This is a genomic window from Methanosarcina baltica, from assembly GCF_055394095.1.
The window spans coordinates 359,950-379,772 of record NZ_AP042463.1 but is presented as its reverse complement, the minus strand read 5'-3'; the positions used below and the strand labels follow the sequence as shown (position 1 = coordinate 379,772).

The window sequence follows — 19,823 nt, the reverse complement described above, 5'->3', positions numbered from 1 at the left end:
AAGGGTGAAAATTTATGAAATTACTCACCTTCTTTTTTTTGCTGTTTTTGTTAATTTGTGGGACAACATCCGCGCTTTCGAATGACGTTGGTAGTATATAGGAATATTATCGGAAAATCTTGATAAAAGATAATTTTGGAAAGGACCTGGAGGATTCCCTAGTTTTGATAGAGCTAGAAAATGACCCTTTTCCGGCTAAGGTTCAAAATTTTACTTAAATGATAATGAATTTTCAAGGTGGGAATATGCAGAAATTAAGATCTGTTATTTTGACATTAATCTTATGTGGGGTATTGATTGGAAATCTTTCTGTTGCTCAAGCTCAGGATGATGAAAAGCTTATGGCAGAATGGCATTTTGATGAAGGGGAAGGAAATATTTTGAAGGACAGTTCCGGGAACGGGAACGATGGAGTGATTTATGGTGCCACCTGGGTCGATGGGAAATATGGAAAAGCATTGAGTTTTGATGGGGTAGACGATAAAGTTAAAATCTCAAATTCTGTCATCAGTGGTCAAACAGAGGTAACATCTGAATTTTGGATTAAAACTACTGACAACGTTGCCGGAATAGTAACAGGTGCAAATTCTGCTAAAGACAATGAATATTTAATTTATTGGGGAAATGAAAACGAAATAAAGATGCATCTAAAAGGGAAATACTACACAATTCCAGTAAACACTATAACTAATGATGAGTGGCATCATATTGCTATCGTAAGGGCTGTTTCGGAAGTAGTCGTTTATATAGATGGAAAATTTGAAGGAGCATGGACAAATGCACCTGCCGGAACTTTTACTATAGATCCAAATGGCTTATGGTTAGGAGGGGATCAAGATTCAGTTGGTGGAGGTTGGGAAGCAGATCAGCAATTAAATGGTATAATCGACGAACTCTGCATCTATGACCGCGCTCTAACCGCAGAAGAAATAAAAACACATTATGAACAGGGCCCAATTGCCTTATCTTTAACAAAAACATGTACTCCTCAATCCATAAAACAGGGTCAAACCACAACAGTAACTCTAACCGTAAAAAACAGCGGTTCAACTGATATAAGAGATATCGAAATAGCAGACACAATCCCAGAATCTCTAATTTTCATTGATGGCGAAACCTCAAAATCATACGATTCATTATCGCCAAAGGACTCACGACAGTTCCAATATGTTATTCAAATAGATGAAGCCGGAACTTTCAATTTAGAACCAGTGACTGCAAGCTATGCAGATGATGAAGGAAATTACAAAACGGTTCAATCAGAACCTGCTTCTGTAGAAGTAATTCCATCTCTTATCAGTGACTCTTCTCAAAAATCACCCACGAATTCAAATACCAATATACAATCGGCTAGCGTCAATCTCCATGGTGAAAAGACCGATGTGGTACTCGGTGAGGAAGTACTCCTGAAACTCTCGGCCGTGAACATCCTCGGAAATCCAGTTATGCATGTGCAGGTCATAATCATTCCACCATCAGGATGGAGTGTGACTTCATCAGAATTTGCAAAATCTGGAGCTGGACAGTACACTACCACTTATAAGTTGGAATCTGGAGGGGGAAAAGACATCGAAGTAAGGATACTTCCGAATCAGATAGGTGACGATTTTCAAGTGGGAGGTAGGATAATCTATTATTTCGGAGACGATGTTTCGACAAGAGAGGATCATACGCTTAACCTTCCTATCACGGTTAGAGATAATCCAGAACCTTTGCCTACTTCAAACACAACAAATGATTATGTTGAAAACGATGCACAAGAGAACAATGGTAATAAAAGTCCAGGGTTTGGATTGTTTGCTGCACTGATGGGATTGGGAGTGGTATTTTCTTTAAGAAGAAGGAAATGAATTGAAAGCGAGGTTAGGGTTCTCTGTTATACTTATCCAGCTTTAAAATTTGAAATTATTGCCCTCTAAACGCAAAGCAATAACCCAATATAATTCTAAAAACCAAACCTGTATGAGTATAACTATTCTTTTTCCTTAAATGATAATGAATTTTCAAGGTGGGAATATGCGGAAATTAAGATCTGTTATTTTGACATTAATCTTATGTGGGGTATTGATTGGGACTCTTTCTGTTGCTCAAGCTCAGGATGATGAAAAGCTTGTGGCAGAATGGCATTTTGATGAAGGAGAAGGAAATATTTTGAAGGACAGTTCAGGCAACGGGAACGATGGGATGATTTATGGTGCCACCTGGGTCGATGGGAAATATGGAAAGGCACTGAGTTTTGACGGAGTGGATGATTATGTAGAGGTCCCGGATTCGCCAAGTTTGGATATTACTGATGCGATTACGATTGAAGCATGGTTCAGAGCAATTGACGTGTCGGGCAATTCATTTATATTATCACATGGAGAATCTTTTGATACTGATAAATTTCAATATTCGCTTTACATTGAATCAGGAATATTAAAATCATGGTTTGAGGAAAATGGTGATAATGATTGTAAGGTGAAGGGATCAGCCACATTAGCCACGAATAAGTGGTATCAAGGAGCGATTGTACAAACATTAGATGGTAATATTATACTGTATCTGAATGGCAAGATTGAAGGAAGCACTTCAACAAATAAGAAACCTCCTTCAATTTCTCATATTCTAACAATGGGGTTACGTACAAATTCTCCTAATGTTTATCAAGATAATTTTAACGGCATTATCGACGAAGTCCGCATATACAACCGCGCCTTAACTGCAGAAGAAATCGAATCACGTTATAAACAGGGCCCAACTGCCCTATCTTTAACAAAAATATGCATACCTCAATCCATAAAACAGGGTCAAACCACAACAGTAACTTTAACCGTAAAAAACAGCGGTTCAACTGATATAAGAGAAATTGAAATAGCAGACACAATCCCAGCATCTCTAATTATCATTGATGGCGAAACTTCAAAATCATACGATTCTTTATCGCCAAAAGACTCCCGACAGTTTCAATATGTTGTGCAAATGGATGAAGCCGGGATTTTCAATTTAGAACCAGTGACTGCAAGCTATGCAGATGATGAAGGAAATTACAAAACGGTTCAATCAGAACCTGCTTCTGTAGAAGTAATTCCATCTCTTATCAGTGACTCTTCCCAGAAATCATCCACTAATTCAAATGCCAATATACAATCGGCTAGCGTCAATCTCCATGGTGAAAAGACCGATGTGGCACTCGGTGAAGACGTGCTTCTGAAGCTCTCCGCTGTGAACATCATTGGAAATCCCGTGATGCATGTGCAGGTCATAATCATTCCACCATCAGGATGGAGTGTGACCTCATCAGAATTTGCAAAATCCGGAGCTGGACAGTATGTTAACACCTATGATCTGGAATCAGACGAAGGGGTGAGAGATATCGAGATACGGATATCACCTAATCAGATCGGTGACGATTTTAAGGTGGAAGGAAGAATAGTCTATTATTTTGGAGATGATGTTTCGACACGAGAGAGTCATACGCTTAACCTTCCTATCACGGTTAGAGATAATCCAGAATATTTGCCTACTTCAAATACAAATGATTATGTTGAAAACGATGCACAAGAGAACAATGGTAATAAAAGTCCAGGGTTTGGATTGTTTGTCTCAGCCTTTGGGTTATTTGGTGCATGTCTAGTAAACAGTAGAAAGAGGTAAATATCCGAGATTACACTTTTTAAAAACAGTATAAAAACCAGGCCCCTTTCTTTTTTTAATTTTCTATCCAGATCCGAGGCCCGGTTTAAAATCTCCTCTCTTCAATACTTTTTCTCTTTGTTTTTTGATTTCTTCATTATACAAGTTTTGCACTCGTTATTATTCTCTTTTAAATTTATGTAACAGTCCTCGCAAAGGATCTGGTCGTTTTCCTGCATACTTTCGCCTTCGGGGATTGGGGCCCCGCAAATCTGACATCTCACAACTTTTTTTTCATCCTCTGTCATGTTTCTCTTATTCTCCTTTTTGTTTATTTTTTAATCTTTCTTTTACTTCTAAAACTGATGATATTTATTTATATGGATTTGGGTTTGTAGGAATTCTGAAATGTAAACTACCCTTCCAGAAACCAGGCCCGTTTTTCTTCCGACTTTTTTTAGTCTGGCCTGCGACCCAAAGTTCGGATTTTCGAAAATCTGAAAAATGGTTTCGGGTATCATCCTAATATATAAGAAAAGGTAATCTCTACCTCAGTGATTATAATGAATCTCACCTTAAATATAGAAGACGATTTCCCGCATCAGGACGTAGTTGAGACAATTAACTCAGCCGTCAAACATGACGAAGAAATGGTAAAATACAAAATAGAACGGCATGTCGGGATCTGTGGAGATTTTGAGGAAAAATACGGCATGTCCTCGGATTGTTTTATGAAAAAATTCGGAGCCGGAGAACTGGGGGATGAAGATGATTTCTTTGACTGGTATGCTTCGAAGAAGGGGCTTGATATTTTAAGTAAAAAATTAAAAATTTTGTCAGAAATTCGCCTTTGAACCTGGCCCGGTCCTTGAAGGAGAAGACGCAGTAGAATTTTTTAAAAATGAAGAAATTCTGTGCTACCGGAGAACATTTAAAGATATCCAGGCATACGAAAAAAACTTTAAATTTCAGGACAAAAAAGAAAAAAGTTGAATTTTAAAATTGAAGCTCCTGCCGGAGCCGGTTTTCATTATTCACCCATTTCTTCTCTGAACTTAAGAAAATCATCTTCCACTTCTTCGATTTTTTTGATATCTTTAGATTCCTGTTCCTGTTCCATATTGATCCCCATGATGTATTTTTTAATAAAATGTTATGAATTCTAAAACAACGTTCTAAAAAGGAAACGCCTTTCATTTTGGGAAAATGAAGCTATGCTATAAAAAGTTTTCCAGAGCTTATATAAATATTTTCAACAGGGGGCGGCCACAAAGATATTTTTAAATTAAAGGTCGACCTTTCTGGGGTTTATATGCAAAAAAAAAGAAAACCGGAACTGATAATGGGCATTCGGAACCTGGCCGGGCTTGAGGCCTGTGCACCTTATGCAGATGCCGTTTATTTTTCCACTGAGCTCCTGAGCCTCCGGGCCCGGGCAAAGGAGATTAGCCTTGAGGGGCTTGGGGCTTTTGTTGCGGAGGTCCATGCCAGAGGTCTCGGGGCTTATCTGGCCGTAAATTCCACCGTAAACGAAAACCGGCTGGGCGACGCTTCCGCTGTCATCGAGGCGGCCGCAAAAGCCGGAGTTGATGCCGTTATTGCCTGGGACCCGGCGGTCATCCTCAGGGCAAAGGCGGCCGGGCTTTCCATTCATATCTCCACCCAGGCAAACATCACGAACCACGAAAGCGCCGAATTTTACCGGGAGCTCGGAGCAAAGCGGATCGTGCTCTCAAGAGAACTCTCCCTTGCGGAAATCAGGGATATAAAAAAGAAAACCGGAGTTGAAATCGAGGCCTTTGTCCACGGAGCCATGTGCATGGCCATCTCAGGCCGCTGCCACCTCTCGGCCTATGTGCTCGGCAAGTCCGGGAACTGCGGAGAATGCGCCCAGCCCTGCCGCTGGGAATGGACGCTCCACGGGGAAAACGGGATAGTGGCCGAAAGCCGGGGTAAGTACCTCCTGAGTGCAAAGGACCTCTGCATGATAGAACACGTCCCGGAACTGATCGAGGCAGGAATCGATTCCTTCAAGGTCGAAGGCAGACTCAGGGACCCGGCCTACCTTGAAACCGTGGCTCGCTGCTACAGGGAAGCGATAGAAGCCTGCCGGGACGGGAGCTATTCTCCGGAACTGGCGGAGGGCTGGAAAAAAGAACTTGCCTCCGTCTATAACAGGGGCTTTTCCACGGGCTTTTACTTCGGAGCCCCTGGCCTTGAAGGCTTTTCTCCCGAAAAGGGAATGAACGCCTCGGAGCAGAAGAAAAAAGCCGTAGGCGTTGTTACGAACTACTACCCCGGACAGCAGGCGGCAGCAATCAGGCTGCTCGAAAGAGGAATCAAACTCGGGGACGAAATCATAATCGAAGGCAACACGACCTATCTCAGGCAGAAGGTAGAATCTTTGCTGAAGGACGGAAAAGCCCTTGATTCAGCCGGAAAAGGAGAAGACGTGGGACTTTCCGTGGACGCAAAGGTCCGGAAGAACGACCGCGTTTATATTGTTTGAATAAAATATTAGAGCAGTATTTATATATCGGATTTCCCCTTATCAGGTTTACTTAATTTGAGAAAGGGACCAAAAAAAGAATATCCGGGATCTGAAGAGTTCTGGAAAGGGATTTTCAGAGGACAGATACATTCATAAGTGATTCAGCCGGAAGCTTTCCGGGTATTTAATTTTACAAAGGTGATATCTTGATTAGTGTTAACGAAATGGGATCATATATAGTTGAAGAGATGCTCGACTGGAGCGAAGACATCGAAGCAGATGTTATAAAGCTCAAAAACGGGGCCACCGTCATTGACTGTGGAGTAAAAGCAGACGGCGGATACGAAGCCGGGATGTACCTTGCAAGGCTCTGCCTGGCCGACCTGGCCGACATTAACTACACCACCTTCGACCTGGAAGGTATGAAGTGGCCTGCAATCCAGGTCTCCTCGGACGAACCGGTTATCGCTTGCATGGGCTCCCAGTACGCGGGCTGGAGAATTGCCGTGGGAGACTTTTTCGGAATGGGTTCAGGCCCTGCCCGGGCGCTCGGGCTCAAGCCCAAGGAGCTTTACAAGGAAATCGGCTACGAAGACGATTTTGATGCAGCAGTCATCGTCCTGGAATCCGACAAAATCCCGGATGAAAAGGTCGCGGAATACATTGCCAAGCACTGCAACGTAGACCCGGAAAACGTAACAATTGCCGTAGCCCCCACAGCCTCCATCGCAGGCTCGGTCCAGATCTCAGCCAGGGTCGTGGAAACCGGGATTCACAAACTCGAATCCATCGGCTTTGACATCAACTGCATCAAGAACGGTTACGGAGTAGCCCCGATTGCCCCGATCGTCGGAAACGATGTCCAGTGCATGGGTTCCACCAACGACTGTGTGATCTACTGTGGAGATACAAACTACACCGTGAAGTTCGAAGGCGAACTCGAAGAACTCGCAGAATTCGTAAAGAAGGCCCCCTCCAAAACCTCAAGTGACTTCGGAAAGCCTTTCTACCAGACCTTCAAAGAAGCTAACTTTGACTTCTTCAAGGTTGACGCCGGCATGTTCGCCCCCGCAAGGATCACCGTAAACGACCTGAACAGCACAAAGACCATCACAAGCGGCGGCCTTTATCCTGAAGTCCTGCTTGAGTCCTTCGGGATCAGGCACGTTTAAGGATAGTTCCTTAAATTTCTTTTTTTCTTTTTTTCCTTACTTTTTTGTCGGTTTGTTACTTTGTTACTTTTCTTTTCTTTTCTTTTCTTATTTTTTCTTTTTTTACTAATTTTATTTTTTTATTTTGTGGTTTTTTACTGATTTTTTTTTTTCATTACTCAGATTCATTTCCATGCGTCTTCGGTTAAGTGAGGAATCGTGATAAATTGCATCCATCTTTGCAACAATTGTGTATAATATACGTTGATGCGGGGGTGGAACAAGGTATCGATTTTAGGTTTGGAGTCCAAATTATGAATTAATTTCGGTTCCAAAATCGATAGCATACAGGCAAGAAAATTCCTTAACCGATGACCAATGGATTCATTTCTTACTTCTCAATTTTCTCCCTCTTCTGGCCTTTTTTTCTGTATAACGCCGTTAACAGCACTTATTTAAAGATAGGGCTGCAATTTCACTTCAAAATCTACGCAGTATGCAGAAAATACTTAAAAATCCGGTTGTAAAGATGCAGATCCGGGTTTAACAGGTGGTTATCATGAAAGTTATAAACAGCGCCCAGGGCGTAGGCGGCATCCTGAACGGTTTCAGGCTCCTTGTAGAGGATTCGGAAAAGATTACCTTTGTAGGCACACCCGGTTTTTGCACTCCTTTTGCCGCACTCATCGGTTTTGTGGTCCGGAAAAAGAAGCTTGCTTTTATTCCGAACCTGGACTTTGAAGGTGCGAAATCGCTTTCCATGACCAAAGAGGGTATGCAGCTCGGAGATTCCGTTGATGCTCATGCCGATGTAGTGGTTCTTTTAGGGGGGCTTGCCATGCCGAAGATCGGGGTGGAAGTAGAAGCCGCAAAGGAACTTGCGGGAAAGGTGCTTGAAGGTTCGGAAAATGGAAAAGTAATCGGAATCTGTTTCCAGTCCATGTTCACACAGCAAAAGTGGGATGAAATAATTGATTTCAATTACATTATCAACGCTGACCTGGCAATTGAGGTTATGGAGGCCTGAAAAATTCCGAGAACCCCGGTAAATTTCCGGGGACCCCCCAGGCCTTTTTATCTACGACAGCAGAAGCCCCCTTCCTCAAAAACCTGAGACACTAGGTAAGGGGTTTAGAGAGGTAGTTTACTCCTTAACTACTCTTCCATAGAAGTTCGCAAAGAAGATAAAGGTCGTAAAATACAACGCAGGTATGCCTATAAGGACAAAGAAAAGCATTGCAAAGATGATGATAAGTGCATATTGTTTTAGAAGTGTAAGCACATAGTCTCCTATGTTCTCCGTTACGTATTTGAGCATTCCAAACTCGAAATACGAGCCTACTGTCTGTTTCCTTAAGAAATTGATCTTCAGTATCGGCAGCACAAAAATTGCGAATAGCAGGTTCAGGACGCTCCCTAAGGTTTCATTAGCAAAAGTAATTCCCATAAAAAGGATAACATAAAACAGGGCAAAAGGCAGTACCTTCAGGAACATCACGAAGCCGAGCTTCAGGTCCTCCATGAAGGAAAGAGGTGGCAAGCCCTCATATTTGCCCTCAATAAATTCGTTGACGAGCCTAACTATGTAACCAAAGAGTGCAAACCACCCGATAATAGGTAAAAGAATCAAAAGAATATACAGGAGCCTTTTAGGCCTCTTGAAAGGGTATTTAAAAGCTTCTGAAAAGCTAATTGTTTCCATATCATTCCCCTGAATAATAGGGATGAATAAGCATATTAATTTATTGACAATGATTCAGCGAACCTTGGGAAGAAAAACTTAACTACAAACATATTATTAATTTTAAAATTGTTTTTTTAACATTAAATATCAATATTTTTCTTTTTTTAGAAGATATGATTATATCTTATCCAGTCCAATAACATACTGATAATCATGGGAAACAACATCGACGAAATTAAGGAAGTAAAGGGCTTTTTGCCCAAGTCTATTAAACTCGCCGGAGAAATGGACAAGGACTTTGCTGAAGGAATTGCAGGTTTTTACAAAGCCGTATGGGCCGAGAGGGAAGGCGGCCTTTCCATGAAGGAAAAGCATATCCTTGTCTTTACCGTGGCCTGCTCCAACAACAACACAGAAAGCGCTGCCAAGATCCTGGAACGCCTTAAAAAATACGGGGCAACCAGGACAGAGATAACAGACGCCATGATGATCGCGGCCTGGACAGGTGGAATCCAGAACTTCACGGATTTCAGTCGGGTGGTGCTCAAGGAAATGGAGAGGCTGGGCATTTAAAGCTCATTTTTCTCATCAATATTTTTTTAAATTTTTTTCGCTTTAATTTTCCTCACTTTTTCAAAAATCCTCGTTTTGTTTCCACAGGCGACGCCTATTACCGAGTTTCAGGAAATGACCCTGGCCGTTCTGCCTTCTTTTTTCTTAGGAATGGGTCAAATATTATAATATCAAGTATTTTTGTTTACTATTTATTAACCACGGAAAACACGGAAGACACGGAAACCGGCCTGCGGCCGGTGAGTAAGTTGGATCTTTATGCAATAAGATTCAAAAACGACCCTGGATTCATTAAAGATGACTAAAAAATGCCGAAAAAACCGTACTTGTCGTCTTCCCCGAGTTTCGCTTCGGCACCCGAGTTTCGCTTCGGCACCCGAGTTTCGCTTCGGGAGCACGAGATCCTTTTCGGGAGCTACGCTCCCTCAAGAGGACTAAAAAATGCCAGAGAACCCGTAATTATCGTCTTCCTGCATTCTTTTTTCCGTGTATTCCGTGTGTTCCGTGGTTTGAATGCACACACCAAACACCCTCTCACACAAAAACACAATATGTATGAGTATGAAGCAATTCCATAAATAAAACCTGAAGTTATATTTTCATCATTCCTTAACTTCCTATTTTTTACCATGGAAAAACCGGTTTTCCTGCCGGAAGTTCCACAGGCTTTTTGGACCACTGCAGGGTTTTAGAGTCGAATTTTGACTATAGTTCCGGCCTTCGGTTCCTGCTCTTGTCTTCGGTTCCTGCTCTTGTCTTCGATTCCTGCTCCTGTCTTCGTTTCCTGCTCAGGCCTGTATGATACACATTGAGATCGACCGTACATTTTCGAAATGTTTATAAAATTCGGCTTTCATAAAGACAAGTAGAAATATTTGAGGAAGGGATTCTCACGAAAACCCCGGAAAAGGATGTTATCTTTCGCGAAGTACAGGACTTACGCAAAAATATGTTCTGGATCTTTATCCTTTATCCCGCCCTGCTTTTCTGGTATTTTGCAATCCAGCGCTTTGTCTTCAATAAACAGGTGAGCAACCTGGTCATTCCAGACCAGGCCCTGCTCGCTTTCTGGATCACGTTCGGAGTCTTTTTTCCCTTCATGCTTTACTATACAAAGCATATAACAGAAGTCCGAAAAGACGGGATCTACATCCGTTTCATCCCCCTGAACCGTTCATTTAAGAAAATCCCTTTTTATATCGTGCAAGAATGCAAAATCCAGCAGTATGAGTTCTTTAAAGGAAAGACCGCCGGACAAAATTCAGAAATCGAAACCAACGAAGAAGTCGAAAAAGAAGAAGGAAAAGGAAACGAAAAAGTGAAGGCCCCTCTCCGAAAAGCAGGAGGGGCTCCTGTGGTTATCCTGCAGCTAATCTCCGGAAAAAAAATGCTAATCAGCTCCAGGCAGCCTGAGAAACTTTGCAAAGCGATCCAGGAGGCGGCGGGTCGGGCCTGAACCGGAAAAGCCCTGCACATCACTCAAAGATCCGAGCGTCCACGACAACATGCAGGACCCCTGGTGAATATTTCTTAATCCGTCTGTACTTCAGAATTTCCACTTTTTTCCCAAGAGCTTCTGCAACTTCCTTTATCCTTGCAGAGGGCCTGCTCTCTGCAAGCTTTTCAGGCACGGTTTCATGGTAATGCAAAATTCCGCCGCTTTTTTTAAAAGCCCTCAAGGCAGCTTCCAGGTAATGGTGGGTGGTTCCCACATAACCCATGAGGACCCGGTCCGCAACGCCTTTGGGGGTCACTTCCGCGCAGTCTCCGTTTAACGGAACGATGATATCCTCCACATGGTTAAGTTTGATATTTTCCCGGAGGAAGGCAAAAGATTCGGGGTTAAGTTCGATAGAGTAGATTTTTTGAGGGCGGGAATGCACGGCCATGGGGATTGAAAAATAGCCAATTCCTGCAAACATGTCCACCACTATTTCCCCCTGACCCACCTGGCTCATCCTTTTCTTTTCAAACAGGTTGCCCTTCGAGTACATGACCTTCATAACGTCCACCTTAAAAAGGCAGCCGTGTTCTTTGTTGACGGTTTCGGTCTTTGTCCCTGCCAGAAGTTCCCTTTTCGGAAGGCGGAACTGCCCTTCAATCCCGAAGTCCCGGACCACGCTTTTGCACTTCGGGTACATGGCGAGCAGCGCCTCTGCTATCAGAGCCTTCCGGCTTTCGAGAACCTCGGGGATGCTGACAATAACGATGTCGCCCAGGACCTGCCAGCCGGTGGGGACCCCCCCTTCTGCCAGTTCTTCTTTTGAGAGGGAGTTTTTCAGGTATTCCTTCAGGGATTTTGTTTTTTCGGAAAATACAGGGGTTTCCTGTTCAAAGACCGGAAAGGAGCCTATTTTATCTCCAGCTGCCTCTTTTACGGGAATTTCCAGAAAAAGGCCTTCATCGGTCTTTAGTTTTTGAATTTTTCGGGTTTGGTCGAGAAGTCCCTCTGCCAGTAGAATGGCCCTTATTTCTTCTCCTTTTTTTGGGGGAATACGGATTGCACAGTACATTGGAATTGAAAGAATAGAAGACAAGAGATTAATGTTTTTTGTTCGGAATTTTGTTCAGGACTGTGAGTGAAAAATATTTTCATAAGAAATGCTATATAAAATATTTTGGCTCTTCGCCATTTCCTATGGGTATAACGAATCTTAACTCAAAGAAGGGGCTGTTTTTGTGATGGCTACACACACAAAATAGTGAAGAGCCTTTAATAAATCCCAAATTAATGTGCTAAAAAATTAAACGAGAAAGATTATACTTTTTTACTTAAATATATAAATTTATATGAAATTGAATATATTTAGGAGTGCGGTTTTATTATATGAATTCCAATTTACTCTTTATGTCTAAACAGGCAATTGATTCAGTTACCCGAATGTTGCTTACTATGTCTAACCTGCTTAAAAGAGGTAAATATGATAAGGTTCTCGAAAAGGTGGAAAAGGCAGAAAAACTTGCAAAGATAATTGATGATCCTGGCCTTATTCACTGGTCCCTGCTGATGAGGGCGGAGGCTCTGGAGGCTTCAGATCGGCCATCTGAAGCTCTGGAAGCCTATGAAAATGTCCTCTCTTTTACCGCCGAAATTTTTCCTAATGTGGCAACAAACAGCTCGTTTCAGGAACTTGTGTACAGTTCGGCCGGCCGGGTTGGAAATCTTCTTGAGAGTCTGGACAGTGTCTTGGAGGCAAAACAGGCCTGTGAGAGGGCGGGAATACATTTTGATAAAATACTCACTGTCTTCAGAGAAGTAATTTCCGAGGAGCCGGATAATGACGAGTATTTCTTCAATTACATAAAAGCAATGGAAAACATCTGGTCCTGTTATAATGTGGCGGAAGAGCTTGATAAGCAAATTCCGTTAGTTCCGGAAATTGTGCAAAATTACGGAAAAATCCTTGAATCCAGGGCTAACGAACCCGAGCTTTTCCTGAGACTGGAAAATATTGTAAAAAATTACGGGAAAGCCTGTCTGGATTCCCAGAGGTTTGAAGAGGCAGAGCAGGTTTACGAAATGTTGCAGGCCGTTTACAGAGCGGTCCTTGAAAAAAATCCGGAAAATGATTTTGTTCTCCGTTTAATGATCTTTTCCTATGATTTCTTCGGGGACCTCTATGCTGAAATGCTTGAAATGGACAGGGTCGAAGGGGCTTATCTGGAGGCTCTTGGAATTCTGGACAAACAGCTCAGTAAAGCCCCGAAAGAGCTTTCCTTCAACCTGATCAAGGGTCAAATTTACCGGAATCTCGGAGAGCATTTCATTGATGTGGGTGAGGACGATGAAGCAGAGCACTGCTATGAAAAAGCTCTTGAGACTTATGAGGGAGTGCTCGGAGAACGTCTGGATGAGCCGGAGTTTCAGTATGGGCTTATCAGGAGATTCAGGGACCTTGCAGAGCTTTTCCTGGAGGTTTTAAGCTCGGAAACGGCAAAAGAATGTCACTTTCATGAAATTGAACTGTACGAAGGTCTGCTCAAATCCGAGCCTGAAGATATTGGAAACCAGCTGATCATCGCAGAGCTTTTCGGAATGATTGCGGAAATCAATCTTGATTCTGATGACATAGAAGGTGCAAGAGAGTACTACGAAAAAGAAATGGCGATATATGAAAAGTTATCCTCAGGAGCCCCCGAGGAAGTAGAATATAAATGCTACATCGTAGAAACCCTCAACATTCTTGGGGACCTCTATGCAGAGGTCGAATCCGAAGCCGAAGCCCAGCTTTCTTTGCAGTACTACGAAAAAGCCCTTGAAATTGCCCGAAAGGCAATGAACCAGGCCCCTAAAGCTTTTTTGCCGCGTGAGGTCTTTGTCAAGACCCTGACAAACTTTGAATATGTCTACAAAGCCCTGGGACATTATGAGGCCGCAATTTCTTTTCAGCAGCGTGCAGTTGAACTCCAGTCCGAACTCTTAAAGGACATGAACTCAAAGGACCTGCCCCGGAGCTGGATTCACAGCCGGGACCTCGCCAACGTCTTTAGTGAACTGGGCCTTCTTTTCGAAATGGTAGGGAACACAGAGCAGGCAGAGCTTCTTCACTCTAAAGCTATAGAAACCTTTTCTGAATTTCTGGGTCCTGAAGAAAACCCTGAAATAAAACGCCCGGTACTTACCGGTTTAAACATGCGAAGCTCTACCTACCTGCGCGATAAATGGTATATAAGTGCAAAACCCTATCTGGATTTTCTCCTGAATTTTTATGAATATGCATGCGAAGAGGACGCAAACAACTCTGATAATCTCCTGGGCCTTTATAATGCCCTTTACCAGTTTGGAAGCTGGAATTACGGAACTGAAAACTTCGAAGCAGCTCTGGAACGCTACAACGCCGCAGCTTTGGTCCAGGACAGGTTTATCGAGCTTTATTCTGAAACATCCTATATCAGGGCAAAGTCCGTGCGCCTCTATACAGGACTTGGCATGGCCCATGCTGCTCTTAAAGAGTACGAAGAATCCGAACAGGCCTTTGAAAAGGCCCTGGCTCTAAACGCAAAATTCCTAGAAAAGAATCCGGAGCATATCCTTCAGCTCGAAGACAGGGTCATAGCCCTTGAAGAATATGCAGTCTTCCTCCGGGAAACAGGTCGGGAAGAAGAAGCTGATGCATGTTATGCAGAGGCCCGGAAACTGGACCAAAAAATTGAATATCAAAAATCCAGGATTTTTGGAGAGCCTGAAGAAGCCGGAGAGTTTGAAGAAGCTGAAGAGTTTGAAGAAGCTGAAGAGTTTGAAGAAGCCGAAGAGTTTGAAGAATCCGGAGAGTTTGAAGAAGCTGAAGAGTTTGGAGGAGCCGAAATTCCGGAAGAAAAGTTCTGATCTTCGGATCTGTTAACTCCCCCTTCCTAAAACCTTCGCCTGACGGCTCAGGTTTTTGAGGAGGGGGCATCCTGCTGAAAAAAGTAAAATTCAAACTTCCGGCAGCCGGTCTTTTTTGATATTTCCCGTGAGGCTGGGGCTGGTTAAATATCTTTTTTGTGTTATTTTCTCGTCGCTTCAGGCGGGTGCCAGAGCAACGTTTTTTTGGATCGAAAAAAGTGAAAATTAACTGCTTCTGTTTTTAGTGTGAGAACTTGACTCAGGCAACGATTTCGTCAAAACTCAGTTCTCCGGCAGCCAGAGGGTGTAAAAGCAGTTTTGATTCGTGAAACTTTTTCATAACTATATCTATTTTTCTGGAAACTTCCGGAGTATAGTATGCCTCTCCGCAGTTTTCACAGATATAAGCCGAAACATCTTTAATGGCGATGATTTGCTCTTCTACTTTTACCACAAACTCAGTCTTGCCTTCCACGAGTTTGCCTTTACAGAAACTGCACCTGTCAGGTTTCATTTTGCTCCTTCCTAATTATGTAGTCTATCCATTTATCCCTTTCCGGGATATAAACTGTAATTATCCTCACATGGTCTTCACATTCGGCGGCCACCACATGACAGGGCCTGCTCTCAGAATATGCAAAAAACAAAGCTGAGGGGCATGGTTCATCCTCAGGGTAATTTTCGATAATTTGCCCATGAAATATAACCTCGATTATGTCCTCAGTTGAGATATCCCTCTGAAACATGCGGACTCTGGCATGATTTGAGATTATGAAAGCGTCTTCAGTGAGAAAATGCTTCAAATGATTCTGGTCAACACTCATTGTTACTCGACCTTGATTACGAAAGTGAACTTAATGTGGTATTGAATCAACAATTAATTAAGGTATGCTCAGACTGAAAGCTGGTAATATCTTTTTTTTGAGTTATGAATCCACCTTTTTGAGAAGTCTGCCAGCTCGAAATGAATATAATCAATCCTCCAATCCAAATAAAAAACCCCACAACCGAAGGCCTTCAATATGACAGAAACCCCCAGGCACACCCCCTACGACAAACTTGTCCGTGACAAGATTCCCGAGATCATAAAAAACTCAAACAGGACGCCGGAATACAGAACTCTCGACAAAGACGAGGAATACATGAAGTACCTCATAAAAAAGCTTCAGGAGGAAGTCCTGGAATTCATGGAAGATCCCTCCCTTGAAGAACTGGCCGACGTCCGGGAAGTTGTTGAGGCTCTTTCCTCAATCCAGGCGTTTGCGGATGTTGAGAGTGTACAGAAAAAAAAGAGGGAGGAAAGAGGGGGATTTGAGGGGAAAGTTTTGCTTACCGGGGTTTTTGAGGGGGATGAAAAACGCAATTAAAAAAATTATATATTTATTATTACTTTCAAGAGAAAGTACTTTGAAGAAAGTGAAGAAAAGGAGGTAGAAAAGGAGGTAAAAAAGGAGGTAGAAAGGGAGGTAGAAAGGTGGTCTGAAAGGTGGTCTGAAAGGTGGTCTGAAATCAACGAAAGCCAGAGCAAGATCCTGTTTTTAGTACAAAACAATCCGGCAATTTCAAAAACAGAATTTGCCTACAAACTTGGCATAAATCCATCTGCTGTCCAGAAGAATCTTAACACCTTAAAGAAAAAAGGTTTCCTCAAAAGAGTCGGGCCTGCCAGAGGTGGACACTGGGAAATTATTGAAAAATAAAGTTATGGTAACTGTCTGTGGAGCTGCCCAATATAACTTCATTATTATATTTCGCGGCGGGTTATTCCCTCACTTCCCCGCAACCCCTTTCAAAACTTACTTCTCCCAAAAAACCGGACATCATCCTCTCCCCAGATCAATCTTAAAAACATGTTTCGGCACCCGAGTTCCGCTTCCCGAGTTCCGCTTCCCGAGTTCCGCTTCCCGAGTTTCGCTTCGGGAGCACGAGGTCCGTTTCGCTCGCTGCGCGAGCTCAAGCGGACTAAAAACGTCAGAGTAACCGTCCTGGAATTTCTTGAAGACCCCTCTCTTGAAGAACTGGCCGACGTCCGGGAAGTTGTTGAGGTCCTCTCCTTAATCCGGGCGTTTGCGCATGTTGAAAGCGTCCAGAAGAAAAAGAGGGAGTTTGATTTTATATAATCATTATTATTTTTTGTAATGGTGGCACATATTTATGAAGTGTGAACTGCCCCCAGCTCTTCTTATTCTTTATGATTCTCTTTCATTCGAAGACCTTTTAATCTATAAAAAATCTAAATAAGATATATATGAACCAGTTCCCCTGTGAAAAAGAAATACAAAGCTTCCTTTCAAACTTCAGGCTTACAAAAAGAAAAGCTCTTCTCAGGGGATTTCTCTACTCAAATTCTGAACGAGACCTTGCCGTGATAGTTGACCGGAATATATGTGATAAAGAAAACCCCTTCAACTACAGCGAATACACAAAAGAGCAGAACGATATTGTTTTTTCCTGCGGCCGGGTTTTCAGGTTTGCCGTTGATAATGAACCTGATTTTTTAGAAATGCAGGAGCTTCTCCCCCGCTTACTTACAGGGGAATTTGATGACATAGTCCCGGCCTTGAAAGGCCAGGATCGGGAGCTTCACTGTATAGACCCGACTGTTCCGGAGGCCTATTTTGAGGACGCATTCTGTGAGGTTTTCGGCCGGGAGGTCCTCAACAGGGTCAGCAGGGAATATCCCCTGCTCGACATAAAAGGCAGCACAAGGTGGATAGATTACGTAATCCACACAGAAGAAGGGTCTATAGGGATTGAAAAAAATGGGGAAAGGTTCCACCACCCGGTTCTTATCGGGAAAGAACGATACAAAGACCAGCTTTTGAAGCAGAACTCCCTTGTATCTCAGGGTGGAAAAATTTACAGATGGTCTCTCGGGTCAATGCAGTTCAAAGACGTTTTCTGCGAGGAGATTAAAAAGTACTTTCCACCCCCTGAAAAGATACTGGACGGCCACCCTGTGCTTGCCAAAAGGGGGTTTGAGCTTTTTGAGCACCAGGAAGATATGCTCGAAGCAATCGAGAGGGGGAGGCAGGAAGGAAAAAAAGCTTTTCTTGTACACCTGCCTACAGGGGCCGGAAAAACGCATATTCTTATTTCGGACTTTTTCAGGGAATATGAAAAGAACCCCTCCATAAAGGCTCTTGTACTTGTCCCTACAAGGAATTTAAAAGAGCAGACAATAGAGGATTTTTCAGAAGGGTATATCAGGTGGAAAAAGCAGGACCTCATAAAACAGGAGTCAAGCATTCCGATATTTATCGGGAAAAATCCAGCCAGTGGAATGATATCAGCTGAGGAAAAGGAAATCTACTCGATTAGCATCGGAGAGGAAGAAACATCAAAGGTTATGGTTCAGACTTATTTGTGGATGATCAGGAAATATCAAAAGTTCAGGCCGGATCAGTTCAACTATATTGCAATTGACGAGGCCCACCATTCTGCTGCACCTACCCTTAAAAAAGTAATACAATATTTTGACCCTGACACCCTGCTTGGAATGACGGCAACCCCTGAAAGGCTTGACCGGCAAAAACTTGAGGAGATTTTCGGAAAGTATGAGACCAGGCTGACCCTGAGGGAAGCTATTGAAAAAGGGGTTCTTGCTCCCATAAAAGCTTTCAGGGTAAAAAGTAATCTTGACCTCAGCGAGATCCGCTATAACGGAAAGGACTATGTCGCCTCGGACATCCAGAACAGGCTCATTCTACCTTCAAGAGATCAACTGATCGTTGACGTGCTGAAGAAATATTTCATAAATTCGGATCCTGAAGTTTCCCGGGAGAAACTTCCCTTCAAATCAGGCCTGGTCTTCTGCGTCTCGGTGTCTCACGCCGAGTCCCTGGCCAGGAGGCTGAGAGAGCACGGGATCAGCGCAAAAGCAGTGAGTGGAAAAGACCGTAGATCAATGGAGTATATCCGGGAATACGAAAAGGAGCAAATACAGTTCCTTTGTACCTGCTCTTTGATCTCGGAAGGCTGGGATTCCCCCCGGACTTCTATTATAGTAATGGCAAGGCCCACGATGTCAAAAGCCCTTTACCTCCAGCAGATAGGCAGGGGCACGAGAAAGTTTCCCGGAAAAGAGGCCCTTTATGTGCTAGACGTGGTTGACAACTACGGCCCCTTAAACAGGCCCTGGAGCTGCCACGGGATTTTCAACCTTGACAGATACATCCCCTGGGCCAGTGTCCTGAAAGACCCCTCGGAAAAATACGAAGCAGGTCCTGAAGAACTGATACTGGCCGGCCTCTACGAGGAAGAAAGAAGGATCGAAAAAATCGATATCTTCACCTTCGAAAAGGAATACCCGGACTACCTGAACCTCGAACAGCTCGCAAGAGAACTTTTCATATCGACCAGCACTCTCAAGAACTGGATCAGGAAAGGAGATGTAAAACCGGATGTAGAAATCCCCTTCGGCAGAAAACCCCTCCAGTATTTCAGGCCGGAATGCGTGGCCGAGCTCCGGGAGAAAAAGGGCCTGAAAAAACACGATGAAGAAACCCTTTATGAGGACTTTTTCGAGTTCCTTGAGAAAGGAGACTATTCCTTTTCCTATAAGATCATCTTCATGCTCTCCTTCCTGAAGTGTGCGGACCACACCGGAGAGTGTAACCTTGACGAGCTTGTAAAGCTGTATTCGGCTTTTTATCTGGACAGGCTTGAAAAAAGCCTGCCCGTTGACAGGCCGAAATGCCCCCTCAACTCCCCCGAAACAGTCAGAGACGAAAACATTGTTAAAAAAAGCATACTCGCAAACCCCTTCGAAAAGTTCGAGAGAAAACGTTTCATGTACCACTGCAAGGACCTGAACCGCATAGCTTTCTCATCGATTCTCTGGCAAAAAATAAACAATGAAGAAGGCCATCGAAAAATCCGGAATAAAATGATAAAAGACCTCGAAACCTATTACGAAAATCTTGGCGGGATTCCGAACATGGAATATATAAAGGAAAAATACCTGTGATATATATTCATTGT

The 19,823-nt window shown here is 43.2% G+C and carries 18 protein-coding genes; 13 read left to right on the top strand and 5 right to left on the bottom strand.

Annotated features, from left to right (window positions below; genetic code table 11):
• Positions 1-245 precede the first annotated feature (245 nt).
• Entirely contained in the window at positions 246-1,850 is a 1,605-nt protein-coding gene (locus tag ACZ5QV_RS01805) for a LamG-like jellyroll fold domain-containing protein (protein ID WP_464600959.1), read from the top strand.
• A 166-nt stretch (positions 1,851-2,016) separates the two neighbouring features.
• Positions 2,017-3,636: a LamG-like jellyroll fold domain-containing protein gene (locus ACZ5QV_RS01800; protein WP_464600958.1), complete on the top strand. Its 1,620-nt coding sequence runs from the start codon at positions 2,017-2,019 to the stop codon at positions 3,634-3,636.
• A 101-nt stretch (positions 3,637-3,737) separates the two neighbouring features.
• On the opposite strand, the gene ACZ5QV_RS01795 is transcribed toward ACZ5QV_RS01800, so the two are convergent.
• A complete protein-coding gene (locus ACZ5QV_RS01795; protein ID WP_464600957.1) occupies positions 3,738-3,923 on the bottom strand; it encodes a hypothetical protein in 186 nt (61 codons plus the stop codon).
• Between the two features lie 255 nt (positions 3,924-4,178).
• Here ACZ5QV_RS01795 and ACZ5QV_RS01790 point away from each other — a divergent pair, with 255 nt between their 5' ends.
• The 4 genes from ACZ5QV_RS01790 to ACZ5QV_RS01775 all read left to right on the top strand — a co-directional run bounded on the left by ACZ5QV_RS01790 (position 4,179) and on the right by ACZ5QV_RS01775 (position 8,284).
• Positions 4,179-4,469: a hypothetical protein gene (locus ACZ5QV_RS01790; protein ID WP_464600956.1), complete on the top strand. Its 291-nt coding sequence runs from the start codon at positions 4,179-4,181 to the stop codon at positions 4,467-4,469.
• Positions 4,470-4,927: 458 nt separating this feature from the next.
• Positions 4,928-6,124 carry a peptidase U32 family protein gene (locus tag ACZ5QV_RS01785; protein ID WP_464600955.1) on the top strand — a complete coding sequence of 399 codons (1,197 nt, stop codon included), beginning with the start codon at positions 4,928-4,930 and terminating at the stop codon, positions 6,122-6,124.
• 188 nt (positions 6,125-6,312) lie between these two features.
• Positions 6,313-7,278, top strand: a complete 966-nt coding sequence (gene mch / locus ACZ5QV_RS01780; protein ID WP_464600954.1) for a methenyltetrahydromethanopterin cyclohydrolase — start codon at positions 6,313-6,315, stop codon at positions 7,276-7,278.
• A 538-nt stretch (positions 7,279-7,816) separates the two neighbouring features.
• Entirely contained in the window at positions 7,817-8,284 is a 468-nt protein-coding gene (locus ACZ5QV_RS01775) for a DUF2124 family protein (protein ID WP_464600953.1), read from the top strand.
• 117 nt (positions 8,285-8,401) lie between these two features.
• Here the strand turns inward: ACZ5QV_RS01775 and ACZ5QV_RS01770 are convergent, their stop codons facing one another.
• Entirely contained in the window at positions 8,402-8,959 is a 558-nt protein-coding gene (locus ACZ5QV_RS01770) for a DUF4013 domain-containing protein (protein ID WP_464600952.1), read from the bottom strand.
• Positions 8,960-9,154: 195 nt separating this feature from the next.
• Here ACZ5QV_RS01770 and ACZ5QV_RS01765 point away from each other — a divergent pair, with 195 nt between their 5' ends.
• Together ACZ5QV_RS01765 and ACZ5QV_RS01760 are read left to right on the top strand one after the other, a co-directional pair.
• Positions 9,155-9,514, top strand: a complete 360-nt coding sequence (locus ACZ5QV_RS01765) for a carboxymuconolactone decarboxylase family protein (RefSeq protein ID WP_464600951.1) — start codon at positions 9,155-9,157, stop codon at positions 9,512-9,514.
• 871 nt (positions 9,515-10,385) lie between these two features.
• Complete coding sequence (locus ACZ5QV_RS01760) at positions 10,386-10,970, top strand: DUF6141 family protein (RefSeq protein WP_464602144.1); 585 nt, start codon at positions 10,386-10,388, stop codon at positions 10,968-10,970.
• Positions 10,971-10,989: 19 nt separating this feature from the next.
• On the opposite strand, the gene ACZ5QV_RS01755 is transcribed toward ACZ5QV_RS01760, so the two are convergent.
• Positions 10,990-12,027 carry a class I SAM-dependent methyltransferase gene (locus ACZ5QV_RS01755; RefSeq protein ID WP_464600950.1) on the bottom strand — a complete coding sequence of 346 codons (1,038 nt, stop codon included), beginning with the start codon at positions 12,025-12,027 and terminating at the stop codon, positions 10,990-10,992.
• Positions 12,028-12,341: 314 nt separating this feature from the next.
• Between ACZ5QV_RS01755 and ACZ5QV_RS01750 the strand changes: the two genes are divergently transcribed.
• Positions 12,342-14,840 (top strand): tetratricopeptide repeat protein, encoded by a 2,499-nt coding sequence (locus tag ACZ5QV_RS01750; protein WP_464600949.1) that lies wholly within the window; start codon positions 12,342-12,344, stop codon positions 14,838-14,840.
• A 259-nt stretch (positions 14,841-15,099) separates the two neighbouring features.
• Here ACZ5QV_RS01750 and ACZ5QV_RS01745 read toward each other — a convergent pair whose 3' ends face one another.
• Positions 15,100-15,354 (bottom strand): type II toxin-antitoxin system MqsA family antitoxin, encoded by a 255-nt coding sequence (locus ACZ5QV_RS01745; protein ID WP_464600948.1) that lies wholly within the window; start codon positions 15,352-15,354, stop codon positions 15,100-15,102.
• The gene (locus ACZ5QV_RS01740; protein WP_464600947.1) at positions 15,344-15,664 is read right to left on the bottom strand and encodes a DUF4258 domain-containing protein; all 321 of its coding nucleotides are present in this window, start codon (positions 15,662-15,664) and stop codon (positions 15,344-15,346) included. Before ACZ5QV_RS01740 ends, ACZ5QV_RS01745 begins: the two co-directional genes overlap by 11 nt.
• Before the next feature lie 198 nt (positions 15,665-15,862).
• Between ACZ5QV_RS01740 and ACZ5QV_RS01735 the strand changes: the two genes are divergently transcribed.
• The 4 genes from ACZ5QV_RS01735 to ACZ5QV_RS01720 all read left to right on the top strand — a co-directional run bounded on the left by ACZ5QV_RS01735 (position 15,863) and on the right by ACZ5QV_RS01720 (position 19,809).
• A complete protein-coding gene (locus tag ACZ5QV_RS01735; RefSeq protein WP_464600946.1) occupies positions 15,863-16,207 on the top strand; it encodes a hypothetical protein in 345 nt (114 codons plus the stop codon).
• A gap of 9 nt (positions 16,208-16,216) precedes the next feature.
• Positions 16,217-16,540 (top strand): MarR family transcriptional regulator, encoded by a 324-nt coding sequence (locus tag ACZ5QV_RS01730; RefSeq protein ID WP_464602143.1) that lies wholly within the window; start codon positions 16,217-16,219, stop codon positions 16,538-16,540.
• Between the two features lie 150 nt (positions 16,541-16,690).
• Positions 16,691-16,960 (top strand): nucleoside triphosphate pyrophosphohydrolase family protein, encoded by a 270-nt coding sequence (locus ACZ5QV_RS01725; protein ID WP_464600945.1) that lies wholly within the window; start codon positions 16,691-16,693, stop codon positions 16,958-16,960.
• 128 nt (positions 16,961-17,088) lie between these two features.
• Positions 17,089-19,809 carry a DEAD/DEAH box helicase gene (locus tag ACZ5QV_RS01720; RefSeq protein WP_464600944.1) on the top strand — a complete coding sequence of 907 codons (2,721 nt, stop codon included), beginning with the start codon at positions 17,089-17,091 and terminating at the stop codon, positions 19,807-19,809.
• Positions 19,810-19,823 lie beyond the last annotated feature (14 nt).